Source organism: Ensifer sp. 4252 (genome assembly GCF_050434565.1).
Lineage (GTDB): Bacteria > Pseudomonadota > Alphaproteobacteria > Rhizobiales > Rhizobiaceae > Ensifer.
Genome location: NZ_JBNDIU010000025.1, coordinates 42,372 through 61,449 on the forward strand (window position 1 = coordinate 42,372; position 19,078 = coordinate 61,449).

Here is a 19,078-nt window from a genome sequence, read left to right on the forward strand (position 1 = left end):
AAATACCAGAACAGGGGGCGTTGGATGTTGTTCACGCCGGGCGAGCGCGGCCGTCGTCAGCGTGTCGGCTCGCAGACCCATTCGGCATGGTCACGATCCCCGATAACATAGCCGTTCGTTTCCAGGATAGCGCTGACGGCGGCCGCGTTTTCGGTCACTTCGATAATGATCAAGGGCCTGATATCACGCAGACAATCTGTGGCACCTTCAAGAACGAGCTTCTCCGCTCCCTCCACATCGATCTTCAGCAACGACGGTTTGAGGTCGTGTTGGGAGAGATAGCTGTCGAGCGTCGTCATCTGGACTTCGACTTCGCGCATCTCCTCGGCGCTATAGGCACTTGAACGGTTCTGGGCAAAGTTTTCGTATTGCTTGTTTAAGGAATTATTTTGCCCCGACAGGCCTTCGATCCAGAAACTGACGACGGCTTCGCGATCTCCGCACGCCATCTCCACAAGGTCGATGTTCGGGTACGGCGCAATATTGGCCCGCAGGTAAGGGAGATTGTTGATTCCGGGCTCGAAGACGACGACCCGTCCCGTCTCTCCCACCAGCCTTCTCAGATGCAGCGTGACGTAACCGATATGCCCGCCGGCCTCGACCACGGTGTCGCCTGGGCACACGAACCGTTCGAAAAGCCTCATGACCCTGCGTTCGCGCCGCCGACCCTTGAACCAGTAGCCACGGTGGCGATAGGTGTGCAGCCGTATCTTCGCCTCGGGCCACCAATGGTGACGGATCGTCGTGTCTCTGCCAACCAGCCGCAGCAGCGGCAGCCCAATGCGGCGCAATGTTGCGTTGCGTGAAAGCCGATGTGGCAACGTCCGCTCCTCACGCCTTTATCGGCGCTGGCATGAACTTTGGTCAGGAACGGCGGACCTGCAGGCCGAAATTGCCTGTCCTCCAGGCGCCAAATTTGTTCCTGAGCCATTCAAGGGCCGTCTTCGAGATCGGCGTTGGCCGATAGACCCCGGCGAAATTGAGGATGCTTCCGATGATCCTCGCGCGGCTGGTCGTCAGTCGCTCGACGAGGTCCAGAAGGTCCTTTTCGTTCGTCCGATCCGCTGCCGCGACGATGAACACCGCATCGACGTGGCTCGCGAGCCAGATCGCGTCATCGTCATGATCGGCTGCAGGCGTGTCGACGACGATAAGATCGAAATGCCTGCGCAGTTCTCCAAAAATGTGCTCCTGATCCTGGAGCGTCAGACGCGAGGTGAGAACATGAACAAAAGGAAAGTCAGGCGCTTGCGCGCTAATTGAGGTGAGATCGGTGGCGCCATCGGCCACAAGATCGAGATTGAATGGCCTTTGCGGCGCGCCGATCATTGTGGTCGCCCCCGTAGGGCCGGGGTCCATGTCTAGGATAACGGAACGCAAACCGTTCAGAGCGGCAACGGTCGCCATGCCCACGGCACAAGTTGTCTTGCCTTCGTTGGCTGACGGAGAGCAGAACATGACGACTTTGGATGCGTCCTGGCTCTTCCAGCCCAGACATAGAGAGCGCATTGAGCGTGCGAATGGCGAGCGCGGGTCGGCGAGAATGGAGCGGTAAAGCGTCTGGTCCGGTTTCAACGTCGCCGAGAGGTCGGGGATCGAGAGATAGTTCGGTTGGTTGACGATCGCTTCGACCGCGCGCGCGGTACGCACGCGTCCGTCCGCCACCTCGACGGCAATCGCCCCCACCAGACCAAGCAGCAGTGAAGCCAGGCCGCCGATCGGGATAAGCAGGCTGGGTCTTGGAAATGAGGGATCGATCGGAATCTCGGCGAACGATGCTATGCGAGCCGTGGCCTTGATCTCATCCTTCTCCGGATCGAGCGTGCCGAGCCTCAGGACCACGGCATCATAGCGCTTCTGTTCCGTCAGCAGGTCGCGATCCAACTCGCGGCGGCGGATTTCATCCAGGTTTCGGTCCTGCATCTGCTTCTGTAGCCGACCTACCTCCTCCTGGAATTTCTGGACCCTGACCGTTGCAACTTTTGCATCGTTTTCCAGTTCCTGGAGGATGCGGTTGATTTCACCCTCGATCACTTGGCGGTTGGACCCGAGTTCAGCATCGACCTCGATCACCTGTGGGTGGTTCTTGCCAAATTTCGAAGCCAGTTGGGCGCGGCTGCGTTCCAACCGCCCCTGTTCAGTTCGTAGTGAGCCGAGCAGTTCGGATGTCATCACGCGACCGGCGGAGTCGATGCCAGTCATCGAAAGTACATTCTTGGCTTCATTGTACTTCGCCCATGCCCCTGCTTCGTCGACCCTTGCCAGTGTGAACTGCTGGTTGAGCTGCTCTGTCCGGGCGCGCAGAACATCGTCGCGAGGGTCGAAGGTGAGGTCGCTGCGGGTGGTGAACTCAGCGATATCGCGTTCCTTCTTGGTGATCGACAGCACCAGGTCCTGAGCCTGCGTGCGAAGGGCATCGACGGTCGCGTGCGCTGCGAGTTCTTTCATCCGGGTCGACCAAATGACATAGTTCGCCGCGACCCCATTGGCGATCTCGGCTGCATAGAGCGCCCGCGGATGCTGAACGTAGATGGTCATGGCGAGGCTGTCGCCCTTGCGGTCGGCGGAGATCGCCGCCGACAACCGCGTGATCACACGGTCGCGGTTGACGGGGTCGGCCGAAGGCGGCCGTTGGGCGGCCTGGGCATTCGTGGGGCGACGCGGTCCCGCCTGCGCCCGTCGCGGCGACCATCGCCAGCTCCAGAAGGAAGATTCATCCTGGGTGATCTCCGGCGGCAGCTTCGTGTTGAAATACGGGTCGTCCATGAGATTGAGATCATCGACCACGAAACCCAGGAATTCACGCGACATGATGAGATCCATTTCGGTCTCCATCGCGGACTTGTCGCGTTCCTGTTTCTGCAACTCCACTACGGCCTCGTAGGGCCGGATATCGTTGCGATCGAAAACGAGCGTCGAGGACGCGGTATAGATCTTCGTGAGCGAGAAGGTGACGATGGTGGCAATCAGGGTCCCCACCAGGACCGCGATCAAGATGAGCCTGACGTGGCGCCGGAAAAAGTCGAACAGAGCCGCCAGTTCGTAGGACGAGGCATCACGTGATGAGACCGGCGGCGTCGGGCCAAGGCGGCGACTGCTCCTCTCATCGGCTTCGAATTCTCGGTCATATGTCAGCATGATGGCCTATCTCGAGTCCTCCGCTGGCGCCATTTGCGTCCACGTCGGTAGGTCAACAAGTGATGTCAGGCTTCACATTCGCGTATTTACTTGGGAGCAGATTGAGATCAATGTCAAAGGGAATTTTAGAAGAGTCATTGCAAGCATGTACTCAAGTACATGACGCGTAGATTAACTAATCACTTTCCCAATGGTTGTGATCAATGTCGATGGCAGGCATGACACGAACGACCGGTGTACAGCCGATCCCGCCTCACCAGCAGACTTTTTGGCAGAGAGCCGAGTTAGCCTGCGTGGCGTGTGCTGTCTTTCTCTCGGCAGGCAACTTCCTGCGCATGAACCTGTTCTATTTCACGCTGAGCGACCTCCTTTTTTGCATCAGCCTATTTCTGCGCGCCTTTTCGGGTGGTCTGCCATTGCGGCTCTGGGGACGGGCGTCATCCGTCGTGTGGTTCTGCGGGCTGATGTTGCTGTGCTCAGGCCTGATGGTCAGCAGCCTGCTATCCGCCGCGCCCCTACGCGGAATTGTCACCGTCGGACAATATATGTTTGCCTACTTTGCCATCGCCCTAGCCCTTTGCGGGCGCGATCTGCGCGTCATGGTGCTGCTGGCGCGGGCCTACGTGCTCTCCATTTTCCTCATGTGCCTGCACGGCGTCTATCTGATCGATTTCGATGGACAGAGGAATACCGCGTTCGTCAGCGGCAACGGCCGCTTCACCGGCTTCGTGGAACGAGAGAACGAATGTGCCGCGCTGATTGCACTGGCAATGCCGATCCTGCTGTTGCTGGCTTCCACGGGGCGGGTCGGAAAAGTCTATGCCATCGTCGTCGCGGCGACGATGGCCTATGGCATTTTGCTGACCGGCTCGAATACCGGCCTGGCCAGCTTCGCCTTCGCCATCCTAGGGTTCACGGTTCTGAGCGGGAACTGGAAGCGTGTCGTGGTCGGTATTGTCTGTTTGGCACCCTTTGCGCTTTGGATCGTTCACTCCGGTCGAGATTACCTGCCGGTCGTTTTTCAAAAGCGCGTGCTTGGCGCGTTGGAGACCGGAGATCTGAGCCGGGCCGGGAGCTTTGATCATCGCCTGGAATTGATCCACGAGGCGCTTGGTCGCTTGGAGGACAATATGTGGATCGGGCTCGGCGCCGACCAGTATCAAGTCACAAGCGCCATCCATCAGCCGGTGCATAATCTCTATCTGCTCTTGTTCACGGAAGGCGGTATCATCGCGGCGATAGGTTTCGTGGTTATGATCGCCGCTACGTTTCAACCGATCGCGCGAGCATTTCGCGCGCCTGGCGGGTCCGCCTATGCGGCCTGTGCCTTTGTGAGCGTGTCGATGTTTGCTTTGATGGCGAATGCGTTTCCCCATCTTTATGGGCGGTTCTGGACTGTCCCCGTAATCCTCACGCTGGGACTGGCGCAGAGCTATTGTATTGCCATACGAAACGACAATCTCGGCCGTGGATCATTGCCAATTCTTCGCGCATTGCGGACCGGGCGTGCGCCCAGGTCGCGGTTAAGCCCTATTCGCTAGTTCGCATAAGATTTCCGAATGCTAACTGTCGGACCTCGTCTCAGTTGCTGGGCGGGAGGATGAGCGATGTAGGTCGAAGTGGAAGAATGCATTGAAGGGGCGCATGGGCGGCACGCATGACCAGACCAACCCATTTAGGCTAACCCGTTCTCGCTAATTGCCACCGGGGCTGCACGGACCTTAAATTCGAACATCCATTACGAAACCTGTTTCGGGATGCCGCTTTGCCGCTTCCCTCGATGACGATTGATTTACGCCGATCGATTTCGCAACGCGACACAAAGGGGTTGTCGCATGGCTCTTTCGCATCTTGCCCGCCTTGAGGCCGAAGCCATCCACACCATGAGGGAGGTCGCGGCAACATCCGCCAACCCAGTGCTGCTTTATTCCGTCGGCAAGGATTCAAGCGTGCTGCTTCGTCTGGCGATGAAGGCTTTCTATCCTGCAAAGCCACCGTTTCCGTTGCTTCACGTCGACACGACCTGGAAGTTCAAGGAGATGATCGCGTTCAGGGACGAAGTCGCGAGAAACAACGGTCTGAGGCTGATCGTTCACATCAACGAAGACGGCGTCGCGCAAGGGATCAACCCGTTCGAGCACGGCTCCAATGTCCACACCCACCTCATGAAGACGGTGGCATTGCGTCAGGCGCTCGAAAAGCATCGCTTCGACGTGGCGATTGCGGGTGCACGGCGCGATGAGGAAAAATCGAGGGCGAAGGAACGGATCTTTTCCCTGCGCACCGCCGGACAGGCCTGGGATCCCAAGCGACAGAGACCGGAGATGTGGAAGACCTTCAATACCAGGCTGACGCCCGGAGAAACCATGCGGGTCTTCCCACTTTCGAACTGGACCGAACTGGATGTCTGGCAATATGTCCTGCAGGAAAGCATCGCGGTGGTCCCGCTTTATTTCGCCGCCGAACGCCCTGTTGTCGAACGGGACGGCATGCTGATCATGGTCGACGATGACCGCATGCCGCTGCAGCCGGAAGAGATCGTCCGTCGGCGCGAAGTGCGTTTCCGCACCCTGGGGTGCTACCCGCTCACCGGTGCCATCCTGTCCACGGCGACGACCGTTCCCGAGATCATCGAGGAGATGGTCTTCAGCCGCTCCTCCGAGCGGCGCAACCGGCTTGTCGATCGCGACGAAGCGTCCGGCATGGAAAGGAAGAAGCGGGAAGGATACTTCTGATGCACGGTCAACCTTCGGTGTTTTCACCTGAAGCGGCGGGGCTCCTTGATGTCGAAGGCAGCAAGTCGCTCCTTCGCTTCATCACCTGCGGATCGGTCGACGACGGAAAATCCACCTTGATCGGCAGGCTGCTCTATGACGGCGGCCTGATCTTCGACGACCAGGTCGCCGACCTGGGGCGGGAGAGCGCGGGGCAGGGAAAGGTCGATCATCTCGATTACTCGCTGCTGCTGGACGGGCTTGAGGCGGAACGCGAGCAGGGCATCACGATAGATGTCGCCTATCGTTACTTCTCGACCGCCAAGCGCAAGTTCGTCGTTGCCGACACTCCCGGCCACGAGGAATATACCCGCAACATGGTGACCGGCGCATCGACGGCCGACCTGGCGATCATTCTGGTCGACAGCCAGCACGGCATGCTGCCGCAGACGTGCCGCCACACCTACCTCGCCTCGCTTCTTGGCATTCGCCACGTGGTCGTCGCCGTGAACAAGATCGATCTGGTCGGCTATCGTTCCAGTGTTTTCGAAGCGCTGCAGACCCATTACCGAAAATTCGTGCTGACACTCGGTTTTGAAACCGTGCAGGCCATTCCCGTATCGGCGCGTTATGGCGACAACGTCACCTCCCGGTCAATGCACACGCCATGGTACCAAGGGCCGAGCCTGCTCGAATATCTCGAAACCGTCGATGTCGGCAAAGAGGTCGCCGAGCGCCCGTTCCGCTTTCCAATACAATGGGTCAATCGGCCCAATGCCGGGTTTCGCGGCTATGCCGGCGAGATTGCGTCCGGCCGGATAGCCGTCGGTGATCCGGTTACGGTCGCCAAGTCTGGACAGAAGACGGCGATCAAGTCCATCGTGACCTATGACGGAGAAGTCGCAAGCGCCGAGGCCGGCCAGGCCGTTACCCTGGTTCTTAGAGATGAGGTCGATGCCTCCCGCGGCAATATGCTGACGTCGCCATCAGCTCGGCCTTTCGTCGCCGACCAGTTGCAAGCTCACGTTATCTGGTTCGACGCCAACCCTTTGCTTCCGGGCCGCAGCTATATCCTGAGGACCGAAACCGACAGCGTCAACGCGACGATCACCAAGCTCAAGCACCGCGTGAACGTCAACAGCTTTGCCCGGGAGGCAGCCAAGTCGCTGACGATGAACGAGATCGGCGTCTGCAATATTTCGACGCAGGCTCCGATCGCCTTCGACGCCTACAAGGACAACAAAACCACCGGCAATTTCGTCATCGTCGACCGCCTGACCAACGACACCGTTGGCGCCGGCATGATCGATTTCCCACTGAGGCGCGCGGCCAACGTCCACTGGCACGCCATGGACGTCAACAAGCAGGCGCGAAGTGCGCAGAAACAGCAGACACCTGCCGTTCTGTGGTTCACGGGGCTTTCCGGCTCTGGCAAATCGACGATCGCCAACGCGCTCGAACGGATCCTCAATGCCCATGGCAGGCATACCTATCTTCTCGACGGCGACAATGTCAGGCACGGCCTGAACAGGGATTTGGGCTTTACCGACGAGGATCGGGTGGAAAACATCCGGCGCGTGGCCGAGGTGGCAAAATTGATGGCGGATGCCGGCCTGATCGTTCTGGTTTCCTTCATCTCGCCGTTCCGCGACGAGCGGCGCATGGCACGCGAACTGATGGCCGAAGGTGAATTCATCGAGATTTTCGTGGATACGCCGATCCTGGAATGTGCTCGCCGCGATCCCAAGGGGCTTTATGAAAAGGCCCGCGCCGGCAAGATCGCCAATTTCACCGGCATCTCGTCACCCTATGAAGAACCGGAGCATCCGGAGCTGCGCCTTTCGACCATCGACAGCGAACCAACGGACCTCGCTCTCCAGATCGAAGATTTTCTCACACGGCGACAGTTGCAATGAGCGCGTTGTCTGAGCTTTTCGAGGAAACGGCGCTTGCTGCGGGCATCGCCGTTCTCGATGTCTACCACGCGGGCGCAAGCGCCGTTGTGAAGGTGGATGGCTCGCCCGTCACCGAAGCCGACCTGAGGGCGGAGGCGGTGATCTTCGAACGTCTCGCCAAGGTTTCGCCCGGTACCCCCATCGTCGGGGAGGAGGCGGCGGCTGCGGGCTGTGCTCCGGCCGTTGAGGACGGCTCCTTCTACCTGGTCGACCCGCTCGATGGCACCAAGGAGTTCATTGCTCGCCGTGATGATTTCACGGTGAATATTGCCCTTATCGAGGACGGCAAGCCGATTGCGGGGATCGTGTATGCCCCCGCCTTGCGACGAGCCTATGTCGCCGCCGGCGGCATCGCGCAGCGCCTGGAGATCGATCGCTTCGGCCGCGTATGCGATCGACGCGAGATTCGCGCGCGCGCTCGTGAAACCACTATCATCGCGGTGGCCAGCCGTAGCCATTCCTGCGCGGAAACCGAGAGGTTCCTCGCCCGGCATCGTGTCCAGCAGTGCACCTCGGTCGGTTCATCCCTAAAATTCTGTCTGCTGGCCGAGGGACAGGCGGATGTCTATCCGCGTTTTGGCCGGACGATGGAGTGGGATACTGCCGCCGGCGATGCCGTATTGTCTGCCGCCGGCGGAACGGTGCGGCGCCTGGACGGCTCGGTCCTGAGATATGGCAAATGCCGGCAGGCGAGCGATTGCGATTTCGCCAACCCTCACTTCGTCGCCTGGGCCGCTGCGCCGCCCGAAGGTTGGTGCTGAGCGGTATCGACGCATGCGGTCGTCGCTTTGCCGTCGATCTGCATTCGCGCAAGAAGCTGGCGGTTTACCAGCCTGACGTCGAACCGTTCTTCCGCGATCCGGCGCGAAGCGCGCCCCATGGCGGTAATCGTCGAACGCTTCTCGATGAAGCCTTCCATCGCTTCGGCAAGCGACGAGACGCTGCGAGGCTCGATCAAAAGCCCGTTGACACCAGGGTCCACCGTTTGCCTGCATCCGGGGAGATCCGTCGTGATGACGGCGCGTCCGGTCGCCATGGCCTCCAGAATGCTTCTGGGAATGCCTTCGCGGTAGTAAGACGGCAGCACGAACACGCTGCAGGCCGCGAGGTACGGACGCACATCGCGGGTGGTTCCAAGATACTGCACCACGCCTTCCTGCACCCATCCAGCGACTTCTCGTTCGCTGATCGCCGTCGGATTGGGGTCATAGTGCCCCAGCAGTTGGAAGATAGCGTCGGGATGGCGCGCGCGGATTGTCCGCGCCGCAGCGACATATTCCGGGATACCCTTGTCGCGCAGGAGCCGGGCGATCAGGAGAAAAACGGTTGGCTTCAGCTGTGGCGTCGATGCGCGGTAGTGATCAAGGTCGACGCCCGATCCCGGGACCGTCGAGACGATCGAAAGGTCGTCAACCAGCCGACACTCCCTGATGTCGGCAAGATCCGCTTCGTTATATACGAAGACGGCCCGTGCCTTCTTCATCGCGCATCGGTAGAGCCCGACGCACATCGAGCGCAGCGATCGGCGAAAGACGCTTTCGTCAGGTTCGACGGCGAACATGTGGCCGAGCCCAGTGACGAGAAAGAATCTGTGGGGCACCGCGCAGAGCCGTGCGGCAATACCGCCGTAGATGATCGGTTTCATCGTATAGGGCAGGATAGCCGTCGGGCGCACCTTCAGGAAGTTCCGGACCAGTGCGGCGAGCGTCATCAGGTCGGCAAAGGGGTTCAGCCCGGCCCTCGACATGGGTATCCGGATGAAACGCACACCAAGTGCGTCCAATTCTTCTTCCACGACCGGATCGTGGTCGGGGGCCATGGCCACGACATCAAATCCTGCCTTCAGGAGGTCCTTGATCAACTCGCGGCGAAAGTTCGTGAGCGACGAGGTCAAGCTCGCTATCAGGACTATCCTGGCGCAGGGCGCTTCTGCTTTGCCGGAAAAGGTTTTGGATGCTTCCATGGCCACTACCGCATACGGCGGGCTGTACTGACCGGGGCCTGCCACCCCATTTGCCGTGCCGCCCTGGTGGCTTGCTGGTCGAGGATCTCGTCGTAGAGCGCGAGGTGGCTGTCGACATAGGATCTCAGCGAGAACCGGTCGACGACGCGCCTTCGCGCTCGCTCGCCCAGTTGTCGCCGGGCGTCTTGCGACAGGCAGAGGATCGATGCGGCAAGTTTTGCAAGGGTGTCTGCGTTTTCCGGTCCGACGACCATCTGCCGGTCCCCCAGCAGCCATGCGCAATCTCCGACATCGGTGGCGATCGCCGGCACGCCGCTGGCCATTGCTTCAGCGACGACCAGTGGAAATGCTTCCCCCCATGCCGACGACAGCATGAACAGATCCAGCCCGGGCATCAACCGGTCAATGTCCGCACGCGCATTTGAAACGGTGATCATCGGCGTTATGTCGAGTTCGGCCGCCAGGCGATGGACGACCCCGCGTTCGTGGCCGTCGCCGATAAGGATCCCATGGGCATCGAGCCCCATGCTGCGAAGCCTTGCGATCGCACGCACGAAGCTGCCATGGTCCTTCATCGGATGCGCGCGCGCGACGTTGCCCACCAAAATTCGTTCAGTGGGCACGGAGAGCGCGTCGCAGAGGTACCGTCGGGCGTCGGAGCGTGGGCGAAACTGATCGCAATCGACACCGTTTGGAATAATGCGCCGTTTATCTGGATCAAATCCCAGCGCTTCGTGCTGGTCGGCCGACACCCGTGAACAGTAGGAAATGGCGCTTGTCCCATGGGAAAGGGATGCGCTGAGGCGGATCACGGCGCGTGTCAGCAGTTTCTCCGAGGCGAGGTTGGCGATGGAGTGGTGAATGCTCCAGATGATGGGCTGTCGCTCGCCGAGCAGCGATCCGATCGAGGCGGCGACATTGCCGTGATACATCCATCCGTGAAGCAGGCGGGGTTGAGATGATCTCATGATCGCACGCAATCTGGCCAAGGCACGCGGGCCGGGTCGCGACTGGTGCATTTGTAGTGTCGCGACATTGATGTTGGCGGCTCGCAAATCACGCGCGATCGGGCCGGGTGTCATCAGCGACAGCACGGAAGGGTCGTAGTGCGTTTGAGCGAGCTTTGCGCCAAAGCGCGCGAGCATGTATTCCGCACCGCCGACATTCAGCCCCGTGATGCAATGAAGTACGGGGATCCCTGCCATGCTCGGCTCCTTCCTTGCGCGTACGCCAATACCTACTGCCGCGGCCTGCTGGTGGTTTGCGGCCGCACCGCCGTCTGTTTGCCGAACGCGATAACGCCAGGACTGCGTCCGGTCGACCGGCGAGCCGCTCTGGCCGCCGAAATCATGTCTTGAGGGATTTCCGCATTCGGTAGCAATTGCGCGATCGCTGCCAGGACCGAGCCCTCGTCACATCGTTCGGCATCGCGCTGCATACGGTTGAATGCACTCTTCAGCACTGAAGAGGGCACGGCTTCAGGCACCGCTCCAAGCACGCCGGGGATGGCCGACGGGATGCGCTTGTCGGTTGGATCGAAGAGTTCCTCGAACAGCTTTTCGCCCGGCCTGGATCCGACGATCTCGATCATGATATCCTTGTCCGGCACGAAGCCGGCCAGGCGGATCATGCGTCGAGCGATGTCTATGATCTTCACAGGCTCGCCCATGTCGAGCACGAAGATTTCGCCCTGGCCAATCTGCTTCTGGAAACCGTAAGCCGATGCCTGAAGCGTCAGCTCGACGGCCTCTCGGATCGTCATGAAGAAGCGTGTCATCCTCGGGTCGGTTACCGTCAGCGGACCGCCCTTGGCTAGCTGATGCTTGAAGAGCGGGATAAGAGACCCGCTTGATCCAAGCACGTTGCCGAAGCGAACGGTCATGAAGCGGGGTCCCTGCCCGCTTGTGACGCCGTCGAGATCGAGCGCCTGACAATACAGCTCGGCAAGCCGTTTCGTCATGCCCATTATGCTGGAGGAGTTCACCACCTTATCGGTGGAGACCTGTACCATGGCGAGCGCACCGAACCGCTTGGCTGCGTTTGCGACGTTCATGGTGCCGATGACATTGGTCAGAACGCCTTCGCAGGGATTGATCTGCACCATGGGCACATGTTTCAGCGCGGCAGCGTGGAAGACCAGTTCCGGCAAGTGAGCTTCGAAGATTTCATTGACCCGTTGGCTGCGCCGAACGCTGCAAAGGCAGTTCGAATGACGGACTTCCGGAAACTCTTCCTTCAGGCAGAGGTCGATCGAATAGAGATTGAATTCCGTATTGTCGACCAGGACGATTTCGGCCGGCCCGCAGGCGGCGATCTGGCGGGTGAGCTCGCTGCCGATTGACCCTCCGGCACCGGTGACGAGAACCCGCCGGCCGGCGATCAAGCGCTTGATGGCGTCCTTGTCGAGCGCGGCCTGCGGCCGTTCGAGCAGATCGGTCATTTCGATCGATCGGAGTTCGTATGGGTTCTCGGTGCTGGTCTGCTTGAACTCCGTGGCGCTCTGCAGCCGCGAGACTGCGATGCCAAGGCGTTCGGCCGCCTGCAGCACTTCGCCCGAAGCCGCCTCGTCGAAGGAGGACAGGGGTTCGGTGAAAACGATATGGCAGGGCTGCTTGCCCACAGCCCTGAGATCGGCGACGACCTGTTCCAGATCCTGGAGCCTGCCGGCGATCGGCACCCCATGCAGCATCAGGCCAACCTGAGATTCACTCGTGTCGAGGCAGGCGACCGGAACATAGGGCGCCGCCGGGTCGCGAAACAAGGCGCGTAGATAGAGATCCGCGGCGTTGCTGGCTCCAACCAGAAGCAACGGAACGCGATGGCGATGGCCATCGGGGTCGGCCTTTTCCGATCGCTTGTTCTTGGCGGGCAGGAATTCGTCTGCGCGGAAGCTCAACCGGGAGGTCGCAAGGAAGGAAATCAAGAGCAGCGATTGCAGCGGCACGACCGTTCGCGGCATGTCGGTGAGACGTGTGGAGAAGAACAAAAGGGCGATGAGCACGAGCGAGGTCAGGACCACCGCGCGGATGATAATCACAAGGTCGCTGATTGACCCGTATTTCCAGTTTCGGCTGTAGAGACCCGAGAGCGGGAACATGACCGCGCAGACCGCCAAATACTGAGCAGAGGACCAGGCCAGTATCTGCATCGTATCGGGGCGATCGCTCAGGCCCCCAGGCCCGTACCGCAGAAACAGGGCGACGAGAAGCGCGACCGCTGCCGATGCTAGATCCACCGCATAGAGAACAGCGTTCTTTCGTGCGCCACGGGCCGCCGACTTGAGTTTCCTGACGCCGATCTGCGCAAGTGTGATCGCGGCGTCCTGGACCGTTGCCGGAAACGTTTGACGATCTGCGATGGTTCGATGATTCATTACACGAAATGCCCACGTACCGTAAAACGCCTTAACGGCGGTCGGAATGCGAAACATAACGCCCCTCCTTCGACATGATTCCGCTCACCGGATGCCACCATGGGGCCGGGCGAATAATGCAACCGAAAGTATATGCGTTACTGCTAGTGGATTTCCGCCAATATCAGTGCATAAAAAAGCTATACGCTCTCGACTGTTCCAACGTCGGAGCGTGTTTTACTTTTTCCTATTTGCAGTGAGCTCTAGAGACCACTTTGAAATTCGAATGTAAACTAACATTGAAGGATTAATCCTTTGGGGCGGTAAAGATAATACACAACATCGATCGATTTTGATTGCGACCGGAGATCGTGATCAAGATCAAGTATTTAGGCCTGCAAGCTTGCGCCTGCGCCGAGTGGGGGGATTACGGAAAGCGGCTGAGCGCCAGCTCAAGTTCATCAAATGTAACGATTCGTGATTGTGCTTGGTGCATCGGCGTCGGCGCATCGCATCGGTGGATGCGATTGTCGCGCAGGATTTGAACGGTTTGCCAGCCCCTCGTTCGGGGCGTGACAAAATCCTTGATGGCATTGTCGGCGACATAGGTGAGTCGCGATGCCGTCAGATGCGAAGAGGTCTCGACGGCTTCGAATGCTCTTGGATGCGGCTTGCGATAGGAGATGCCCCAGGCGTCCGTGCACAGGACGAGGTCAGCTTTATGCTCGAGGCCAAGTGCCTTGATCTTCGAGCGCTGGGTCGAGACTGGTCCGTCCGTGATGATGCCGATGAAGTCGTCGTCCCGACGGTTGGACAAGAAACGCAGTGCATCGGGGGCGAGCGAGATTGAGGGCTGATGCTCCCGGTAGATCGTCACCAGTTGCTCTACCAGAGACGGGTCGGCCTCGCCCTCCGTTTCCGAAAGCGCAAGATCGAAAACTCGGCCCCTGACGCCCGCCGCGAAAAGGCGGGCACAGCGTGCGGCAAAGTCGATCTGTCCGGTTCTTTGCTGCCACCATGCTCCGACAGCCGTAAAGCCGCTGAAGACGAAGTCGCGCTCGAGATAGAGGGTGTCATCGAGATCAAAGATGATCCCACGAGCAAAGGAGCGCATTTTGGTCACCCGTCAAAAAGAGCCGCGTCGTAGCGCAACATGAGTACGCCATCTCGCCAGTCGTCGTTGGCGCTGCGGGGGAGGCCGGCGACCTCCTCCAGCAGCCACTGCGCGAAACGGGCCCCGGCGCGATCGGCCAGCGGATAACCGCCTCCGAACCGCGCGTTGAGTTCGATTGTCTGCAAGCCGCGGGTTGCATCGGCTATTGCCTGGAAGCAGAGGGCGCCCCGCGCGCCGGGCAGTGCCTCAGTCATCCCCCGAGCGAGCGCGGGAAGCTCCGGCAGGCGCACGGTTCGCCCCTTCTCGACTTCGCCCGCCCGCACCGAAAGCCGTTCGTGCGCGATGCATGAGCGGGCCACGCCATCACAATCGACGAACATGTTGATCGTGTATTCGGGGCCGGAGAGGTATTCCTGGACGATCATCGGTTCGGCGCAGTCATTAGGAAGAACGCTTGGGTCGTGAATCACACTGATGGAGCGACTGGCGCTGCCGGAGCGCGGTTTGACGAAGACCGGCCATCTCCAGTCGGGGATCGCCTTGCGGGCATTCTCCAGCGTATCCGTGCGAGGGACGGCGAGGCCCGCCCCATGGAACGTTTGCATCGTGCGCAGCTTGTCCCTGGCGATTTCGATCACCAATGGAGGGCTCACATGGATCCGTGTCCCTGCCTTAGCGAAGCGCTCGACGTTAAGGGAAAACGGCAACAATTCGGGGTCGATTGTCGGCACCACGAGATCGACGTTTTCGGCGCGGCAGATGTCGGCGACGGCATCGATGAAAGCTTCGTCGTCGCAACCGGGCACGGCGAATGCCCGATCGGCCGTATAACAGGCGGCACTGAGGTCGGGCCGCCGGTCACACGCAATCACCCGGAGCGTCACATCAAGCCGCTCGGCCGCGGCGCGAAAGCATTCGATGAGTTCAACCCGCCGGCCGGCGGAAGAAAAGAGAACGCACAACTCCCGTCTGCTCATCGCCAAAGCCCTCCGTTGGCGCCTGTCGTCCCTTCTTCAACCCTCTTGGCTCAAGGCCGAGGGCGGCCGTCCACCAGCTTGCCATGCACTGCAGGCCTATCCCCTTGCCGGTCGATGACCTCTAGGCAATTGCCGTCTCCACACAAAACGAGGAAACCGGCCTTCGTGTGGACCTGTACCTGGCCCGTCAGGCCGATATATCTGCCCGTGTTCGGTTGCACGGTCGCGCGGGTGACAACGATCTTACGATCGCCGAAAAATGTGAATGCCCCGGGATAGGGGTCCCCGACGGCGCGAATGAGGCGCTCGATCTCCACGGCAGGGCTGCGCCAATCGATCAACCCATCCTCGGGTCTTCGGCGCGCGCAATAGCTGGCGTCGCGCTCGTCTTGCTCGATGCCTTTCGCCGACCCTTTCTCCAGGATGTCGGCCGCCTCGACGACCATCTCCGACAGGTTGCGCGTATGTTTGTCGTAGAGGGACCGCGCGGTCTCGTCCGCGGCGACATCGAACAATCGCTGCAGCAGGATGGCCCCCGAATCCACGCCATCGTCGAGCCAGAAGAGGGTCGATCCCGTGACCTTTTCGTTGCAGAGTATCGTCCACGGGATCACGCCCCGCCCCCGCAGCCTTGGCAAGGCCGCCGGGTGGAAACCCAGGCAGCCGCGTGCAGCGACGCTTCGAAACCGAGCGCCGCAGATCTGCGACCATCCGATGACCAGAACGAGATCGGGTGCGAACTGTCGCAGGCTTGTGAGCGTGGCCTCGTCGTTTACGTCAGTGGTTTCGACAACCTGGATCCCTGCCCTTCGCGCAAGCGGCAAAAGGTCGGCATGATCCGAATGTCGACCTGCTTTTGCAACCGGAAGGGTGAGCAGCAGGCCGGGCGCGCGCCCCGCTGACACGAGCGCTTCAAGAGCGATCCTCGAACCCTCGACTGTCCCGACGAATGCGACGCGCATCGATCATAACTCCGTACCGCGGGAGAAAGGTAAGCTTGGGATGCAGCCTGTGGATGGCCGGATTAAAATTACATCATACTAAAATTGAGGCCAGCGGATTTGTTGGGCACGATACATTCGCGTTCCCCCTTTTCGTGGCCATCGCGTTCTCTGTTCTTTTCATGTCGCGGCACGCCGGGGTCAAGCAAGAATAGCCAAGCCGGCGGTGTCGCCGCTGGGTGTTTTCGCGCGGTTGAGCGCGTCGGGCGGCCCGTCTATACAGCCCCCTGTGGCGCTTCCGCCATTTTGGCTATTGGTGCCTGCTGAGATTGCGCAGTAAAAATTTACTAAAGGTGATTTCGAAATGCCGTTGCATATGGCACATTCGCCAATGACAACGATCGCCCAATAACAAACAATGGAAATGACGGCATGGTCACTATTAAGGAAATCGCCAAGAGCGTTGGCGTGTCGTCGGCGACGGTGTCGAGGGTGCTCAACTACGACCCCGCCTTGTCGATCTCGCCCGCAAAACGGCAGGCGATCATCGAGACGGCCGAGGCTCTGAACTACGAGACCCCCCGCAATCGCAACAAGGCGAATGGACAGACTGCCCCCAGCCTTTTGATCAAGCTCGTCATCGTGCACTTTCTTGAGCCCTCGGACGAGATTGCCGATCCCTATTATGTCGGCGTGCGGCTTGGGATCGAGAGCCGCTGCCGCGACTTGAGGACCGAAATCGTCAAGGTCTTCCATTCCGATGCCCTGCCCGCGGCATCCTTGCTTGAAGGCGCATCGGGCGTCATCGTCATAGGCAAGCACTCCGACAACGAGATCGCGTGGCTGCACGAGTATGCCAGACACGTCGTTTTTGCCGATTTCGATCCCAGGAGCGACCGGATCGACAGCGTGTTTTCCGACGTCGGGCTCGCCACTTGCAAGATCCTTGATGCCTTGAAAACCAGCGGCTACAAGCGCATCGGCTTTATCGGCAGCCACGAAAATCTCAATGGTGCTGTCCAGCATTTCGCCGAGCGCCGATGTGCGGCCTATATCGACTGGCAGAAAAAGAACGGCACCTTCGCGCCTGAGCTTTTGGCGCTCTCCGATTGCTCGTCGGGTCAAAGCCTCCGGCTCGAAACCGGCTATCGTCTCGCGCGCGAGTTGCTGTCGCTCACCGACCGGCCGGATGTGATCGTGACATCCAACGACAACATGGCGATCGGCACCTATCGGGCAATCCAGGAGTTCGGTCTTTCGATCCCCGCCGACATTGGTGTCATCTCCTTCAACGACATCCCCGTCGCCCAGTTCCTGACCCCGTCGCTCAGTACGGTCCGTATCCATGGCGAACATATAGGCGAGACCGCCGTCGATCTGCTGCTCGAGCGGCTTTCCGGCCGCAGCTACGGCAAGCAGGTGCGCATCGCCACGGAACTCGTCTGGCGCGACAGTTGCCGCAAACCCCTGGGAACCCAGTCGTTGTGAAGCTGCCCGAGGTGCGGAGTAAATATTTACTAAATCGTCCTTGCGTGTTGCCTGAATTTCGGTAAATCTTGCGCGGACGGCAGGAGAGGAGAGCCTGCCCTCAGCAAGTTTCTAGGGAGGAAACGATGTACCGCAAATCGAACCTGTCGCGTGTTGCGGCTGGCGCGCTCACTGCCGCAAGCCTGCTTGCGTCCACCGCCGCCTTTGCCGGTGAAGTCACCGTCTGGTGTTGGGATCCCAACTTCAACGTTGCGATCATGAAGGAAGCCGCGGCGCGCTATAGCGCGAAGCATCCCGAAACGACCTTCAATATCGTCGACTTCGCCAAGGCCGATGTCGAGCAGAAGCTGCAGACGGCACTGTCGTCGGGCACCACCGACGCCCTGCCGGATATCGTGCTGATCGAAGACTATGGTGCGCAGAAGTACCTTCAGTCCTTTCCCGGAGCCTTCGCCGAGCTTTCCAGCAAGATCGATTTTTCCGGCTTCGCGCCCTACAAGGTTCAACTGATGACGATGGACGGCGCCGTCTACGGCATGCCGTTCGATTCCGGCGTCACCGGTCTCTACTACCGCAAGGACTATCTGGAGCAGGCAGGCTTCAAGCCGGACGACATGCAGGACCTGACCTGGGACCGTTTCATCGAGATCGGCAAGCAGGTCGAAGCCAAGACCGGCAAGAAGATGCTCGGCCTCGACGTCAATGACGCGGGCTTCATACGCATCCTGATGCAGTCTGCCGGCGGCTGGTATTTCGATAAAGACGGCAACTTGTCGATCGAGAACAACGCCGCCCTGAAGGCGGCACTCGAAACCGAGCAGAAGATCCTGCAGGCCAATATCCACAAGCCGGCTGCGGGCTGGACGGAGTGGGTCGCGACCTTTACCTCCGGTGATGTCGCCACCGTGACGACGGGCGTGTGGATCACCGGTACGGTCAAGGCCCAGGCCGATCAGTCAGGCAAGTGGGGCGTGGCACCCATTCCGAAGCTTGGCGTCGAGGGCGCCTCGCATGCGTCCAACCTTGGCGGTTCCAGCTGGTACGTTACCGCAGGCTCGGCCGAGAAAGACGAAGCCATCGATTTTCTCAACGAAGTCTACGCCAAGGACGTAGATTTCTATCAGAAGATCCTGACGGAGCGCGGCGCCGTCGGCTCGCTGCTCGCGGCACGCAACGGGCCGGCCTATTCTGAAGCCGACGCCTTCTTTGGCGGTGAGAAGGTCTGGCAGAACTTCTCCGACTGGCTGGCGAAGGTTCCGGCGGTCAACTACGGCGTCTTCACCAACGAGGTGGACACGGCGGTGACGGCACATCTGCCGTCGCTTGGCGAGGGTGCCCCCATCGATGAAGTGCTGAAGGCGGTCAACAGCCAGGCACAGGGTCAGATCCAGTAGTGGTCCAAAGGCAGGCGGCGTCCGCCTGCCCTTTTCGCTGGA

At 60.0% G+C, this 19,078-nt stretch carries 14 protein-coding genes; 6 read left to right on the forward strand and 8 right to left on the reverse strand.

Annotated features, from left to right (window positions below; genetic code table 11):
- Positions 1-56 precede the first annotated feature (56 nt).
- Both ABIE33_RS30385 and ABIE33_RS30390 read right to left on the reverse strand, forming a co-directional pair.
- Positions 57-605: an FkbM family methyltransferase gene (locus tag ABIE33_RS30385; protein WP_429131968.1), complete on the reverse strand. Its 549-nt coding sequence runs from the start codon at positions 603-605 to the stop codon at positions 57-59.
- A 259-nt stretch (positions 606-864) separates the two neighbouring features.
- Positions 865-3,138, reverse strand: coding sequence for a GumC family protein (locus ABIE33_RS30390; protein ID WP_429131970.1), 2,274 nt, complete (start codon positions 3,136-3,138; stop codon positions 865-867).
- A gap of 218 nt (positions 3,139-3,356) precedes the next feature.
- Between ABIE33_RS30390 and ABIE33_RS30395 the strand changes: the two genes are divergently transcribed.
- The 4 genes from ABIE33_RS30395 (at position 3,357) to cysQ (ending at position 8,568) form a co-directional block, all read left to right on the forward strand.
- Positions 3,357-4,679 carry an O-antigen ligase family protein gene (locus ABIE33_RS30395; RefSeq protein ID WP_429131972.1) on the forward strand — a complete coding sequence of 441 codons (1,323 nt, stop codon included), beginning with the start codon at positions 3,357-3,359 and terminating at the stop codon, positions 4,677-4,679.
- Between the two features lie 294 nt (positions 4,680-4,973).
- On the forward strand, positions 4,974-5,873 hold the full coding sequence (cysD, locus tag ABIE33_RS30400) for a sulfate adenylyltransferase subunit CysD (RefSeq protein ID WP_429131974.1): 900 nt from the start codon (positions 4,974-4,976) through the stop codon (positions 5,871-5,873).
- Positions 5,873-7,768, forward strand: a complete 1,896-nt coding sequence (gene cysN, locus ABIE33_RS30405) for a sulfate adenylyltransferase subunit CysN (protein ID WP_429131976.1) — start codon at positions 5,873-5,875, stop codon at positions 7,766-7,768. The genes cysD and cysN overlap by 1 nt, the downstream gene beginning before the upstream one ends.
- Positions 7,765-8,568, forward strand: a complete 804-nt coding sequence (gene cysQ / locus ABIE33_RS30410) for a 3'(2'),5'-bisphosphate nucleotidase CysQ (protein WP_429131977.1) — start codon at positions 7,765-7,767, stop codon at positions 8,566-8,568. The genes cysN and cysQ overlap by 4 nt, the downstream gene beginning before the upstream one ends.
- Here the strand turns inward: cysQ and ABIE33_RS30415 are convergent.
- The 6 genes from ABIE33_RS30415 to ABIE33_RS30440 form a co-directional block, all read right to left on the reverse strand.
- A complete protein-coding gene (locus ABIE33_RS30415) occupies positions 8,523-9,770 on the reverse strand; it encodes a glycosyltransferase family 4 protein (protein WP_429131979.1) in 1,248 nt (415 codons plus the stop codon). The two genes, cysQ and ABIE33_RS30415, sit on opposite strands and share 46 nt — an antisense overlap.
- A gap of 5 nt (positions 9,771-9,775) precedes the next feature.
- Positions 9,776-10,975 (reverse strand): glycosyltransferase, encoded by a 1,200-nt coding sequence (locus tag ABIE33_RS30420; RefSeq protein ID WP_429131980.1) that lies wholly within the window; start codon positions 10,973-10,975, stop codon positions 9,776-9,778.
- 32 nt (positions 10,976-11,007) lie between these two features.
- Positions 11,008-13,143, reverse strand: coding sequence for a polysaccharide biosynthesis protein (locus ABIE33_RS30425; protein WP_429131982.1), 2,136 nt, complete (start codon positions 13,141-13,143; stop codon positions 11,008-11,010).
- Between the two features lie 406 nt (positions 13,144-13,549).
- Positions 13,550-14,236, reverse strand: coding sequence for an HAD family hydrolase (locus tag ABIE33_RS30430; RefSeq protein WP_429131984.1), 687 nt, complete (start codon positions 14,234-14,236; stop codon positions 13,550-13,552).
- A gap of 5 nt (positions 14,237-14,241) precedes the next feature.
- Positions 14,242-15,213 carry an ATP-grasp domain-containing protein gene (locus ABIE33_RS30435; protein WP_429131985.1) on the reverse strand — a complete coding sequence of 324 codons (972 nt, stop codon included), beginning with the start codon at positions 15,211-15,213 and terminating at the stop codon, positions 14,242-14,244.
- Between the two features lie 50 nt (positions 15,214-15,263).
- Positions 15,264-16,175: a methionyl-tRNA formyltransferase gene (locus tag ABIE33_RS30440; RefSeq protein WP_429131987.1), complete on the reverse strand. Its 912-nt coding sequence runs from the start codon at positions 16,173-16,175 to the stop codon at positions 15,264-15,266.
- Positions 16,176-16,586: 411 nt separating this feature from the next.
- On the opposite strand from ABIE33_RS30440, the gene ABIE33_RS30445 reads away from it, so the two are divergent.
- Together ABIE33_RS30445 and ABIE33_RS30450 are read left to right on the forward strand one after the other, a co-directional pair.
- A complete protein-coding gene (locus tag ABIE33_RS30445) occupies positions 16,587-17,642 on the forward strand; it encodes a LacI family DNA-binding transcriptional regulator (RefSeq protein ID WP_429131989.1) in 1,056 nt (351 codons plus the stop codon).
- 125 nt (positions 17,643-17,767) lie between these two features.
- Positions 17,768-19,036, forward strand: coding sequence for an ABC transporter substrate-binding protein (locus tag ABIE33_RS30450; protein WP_429131992.1), 1,269 nt, complete (start codon positions 17,768-17,770; stop codon positions 19,034-19,036).
- Positions 19,037-19,078: the final 42 nt, after the last annotated feature.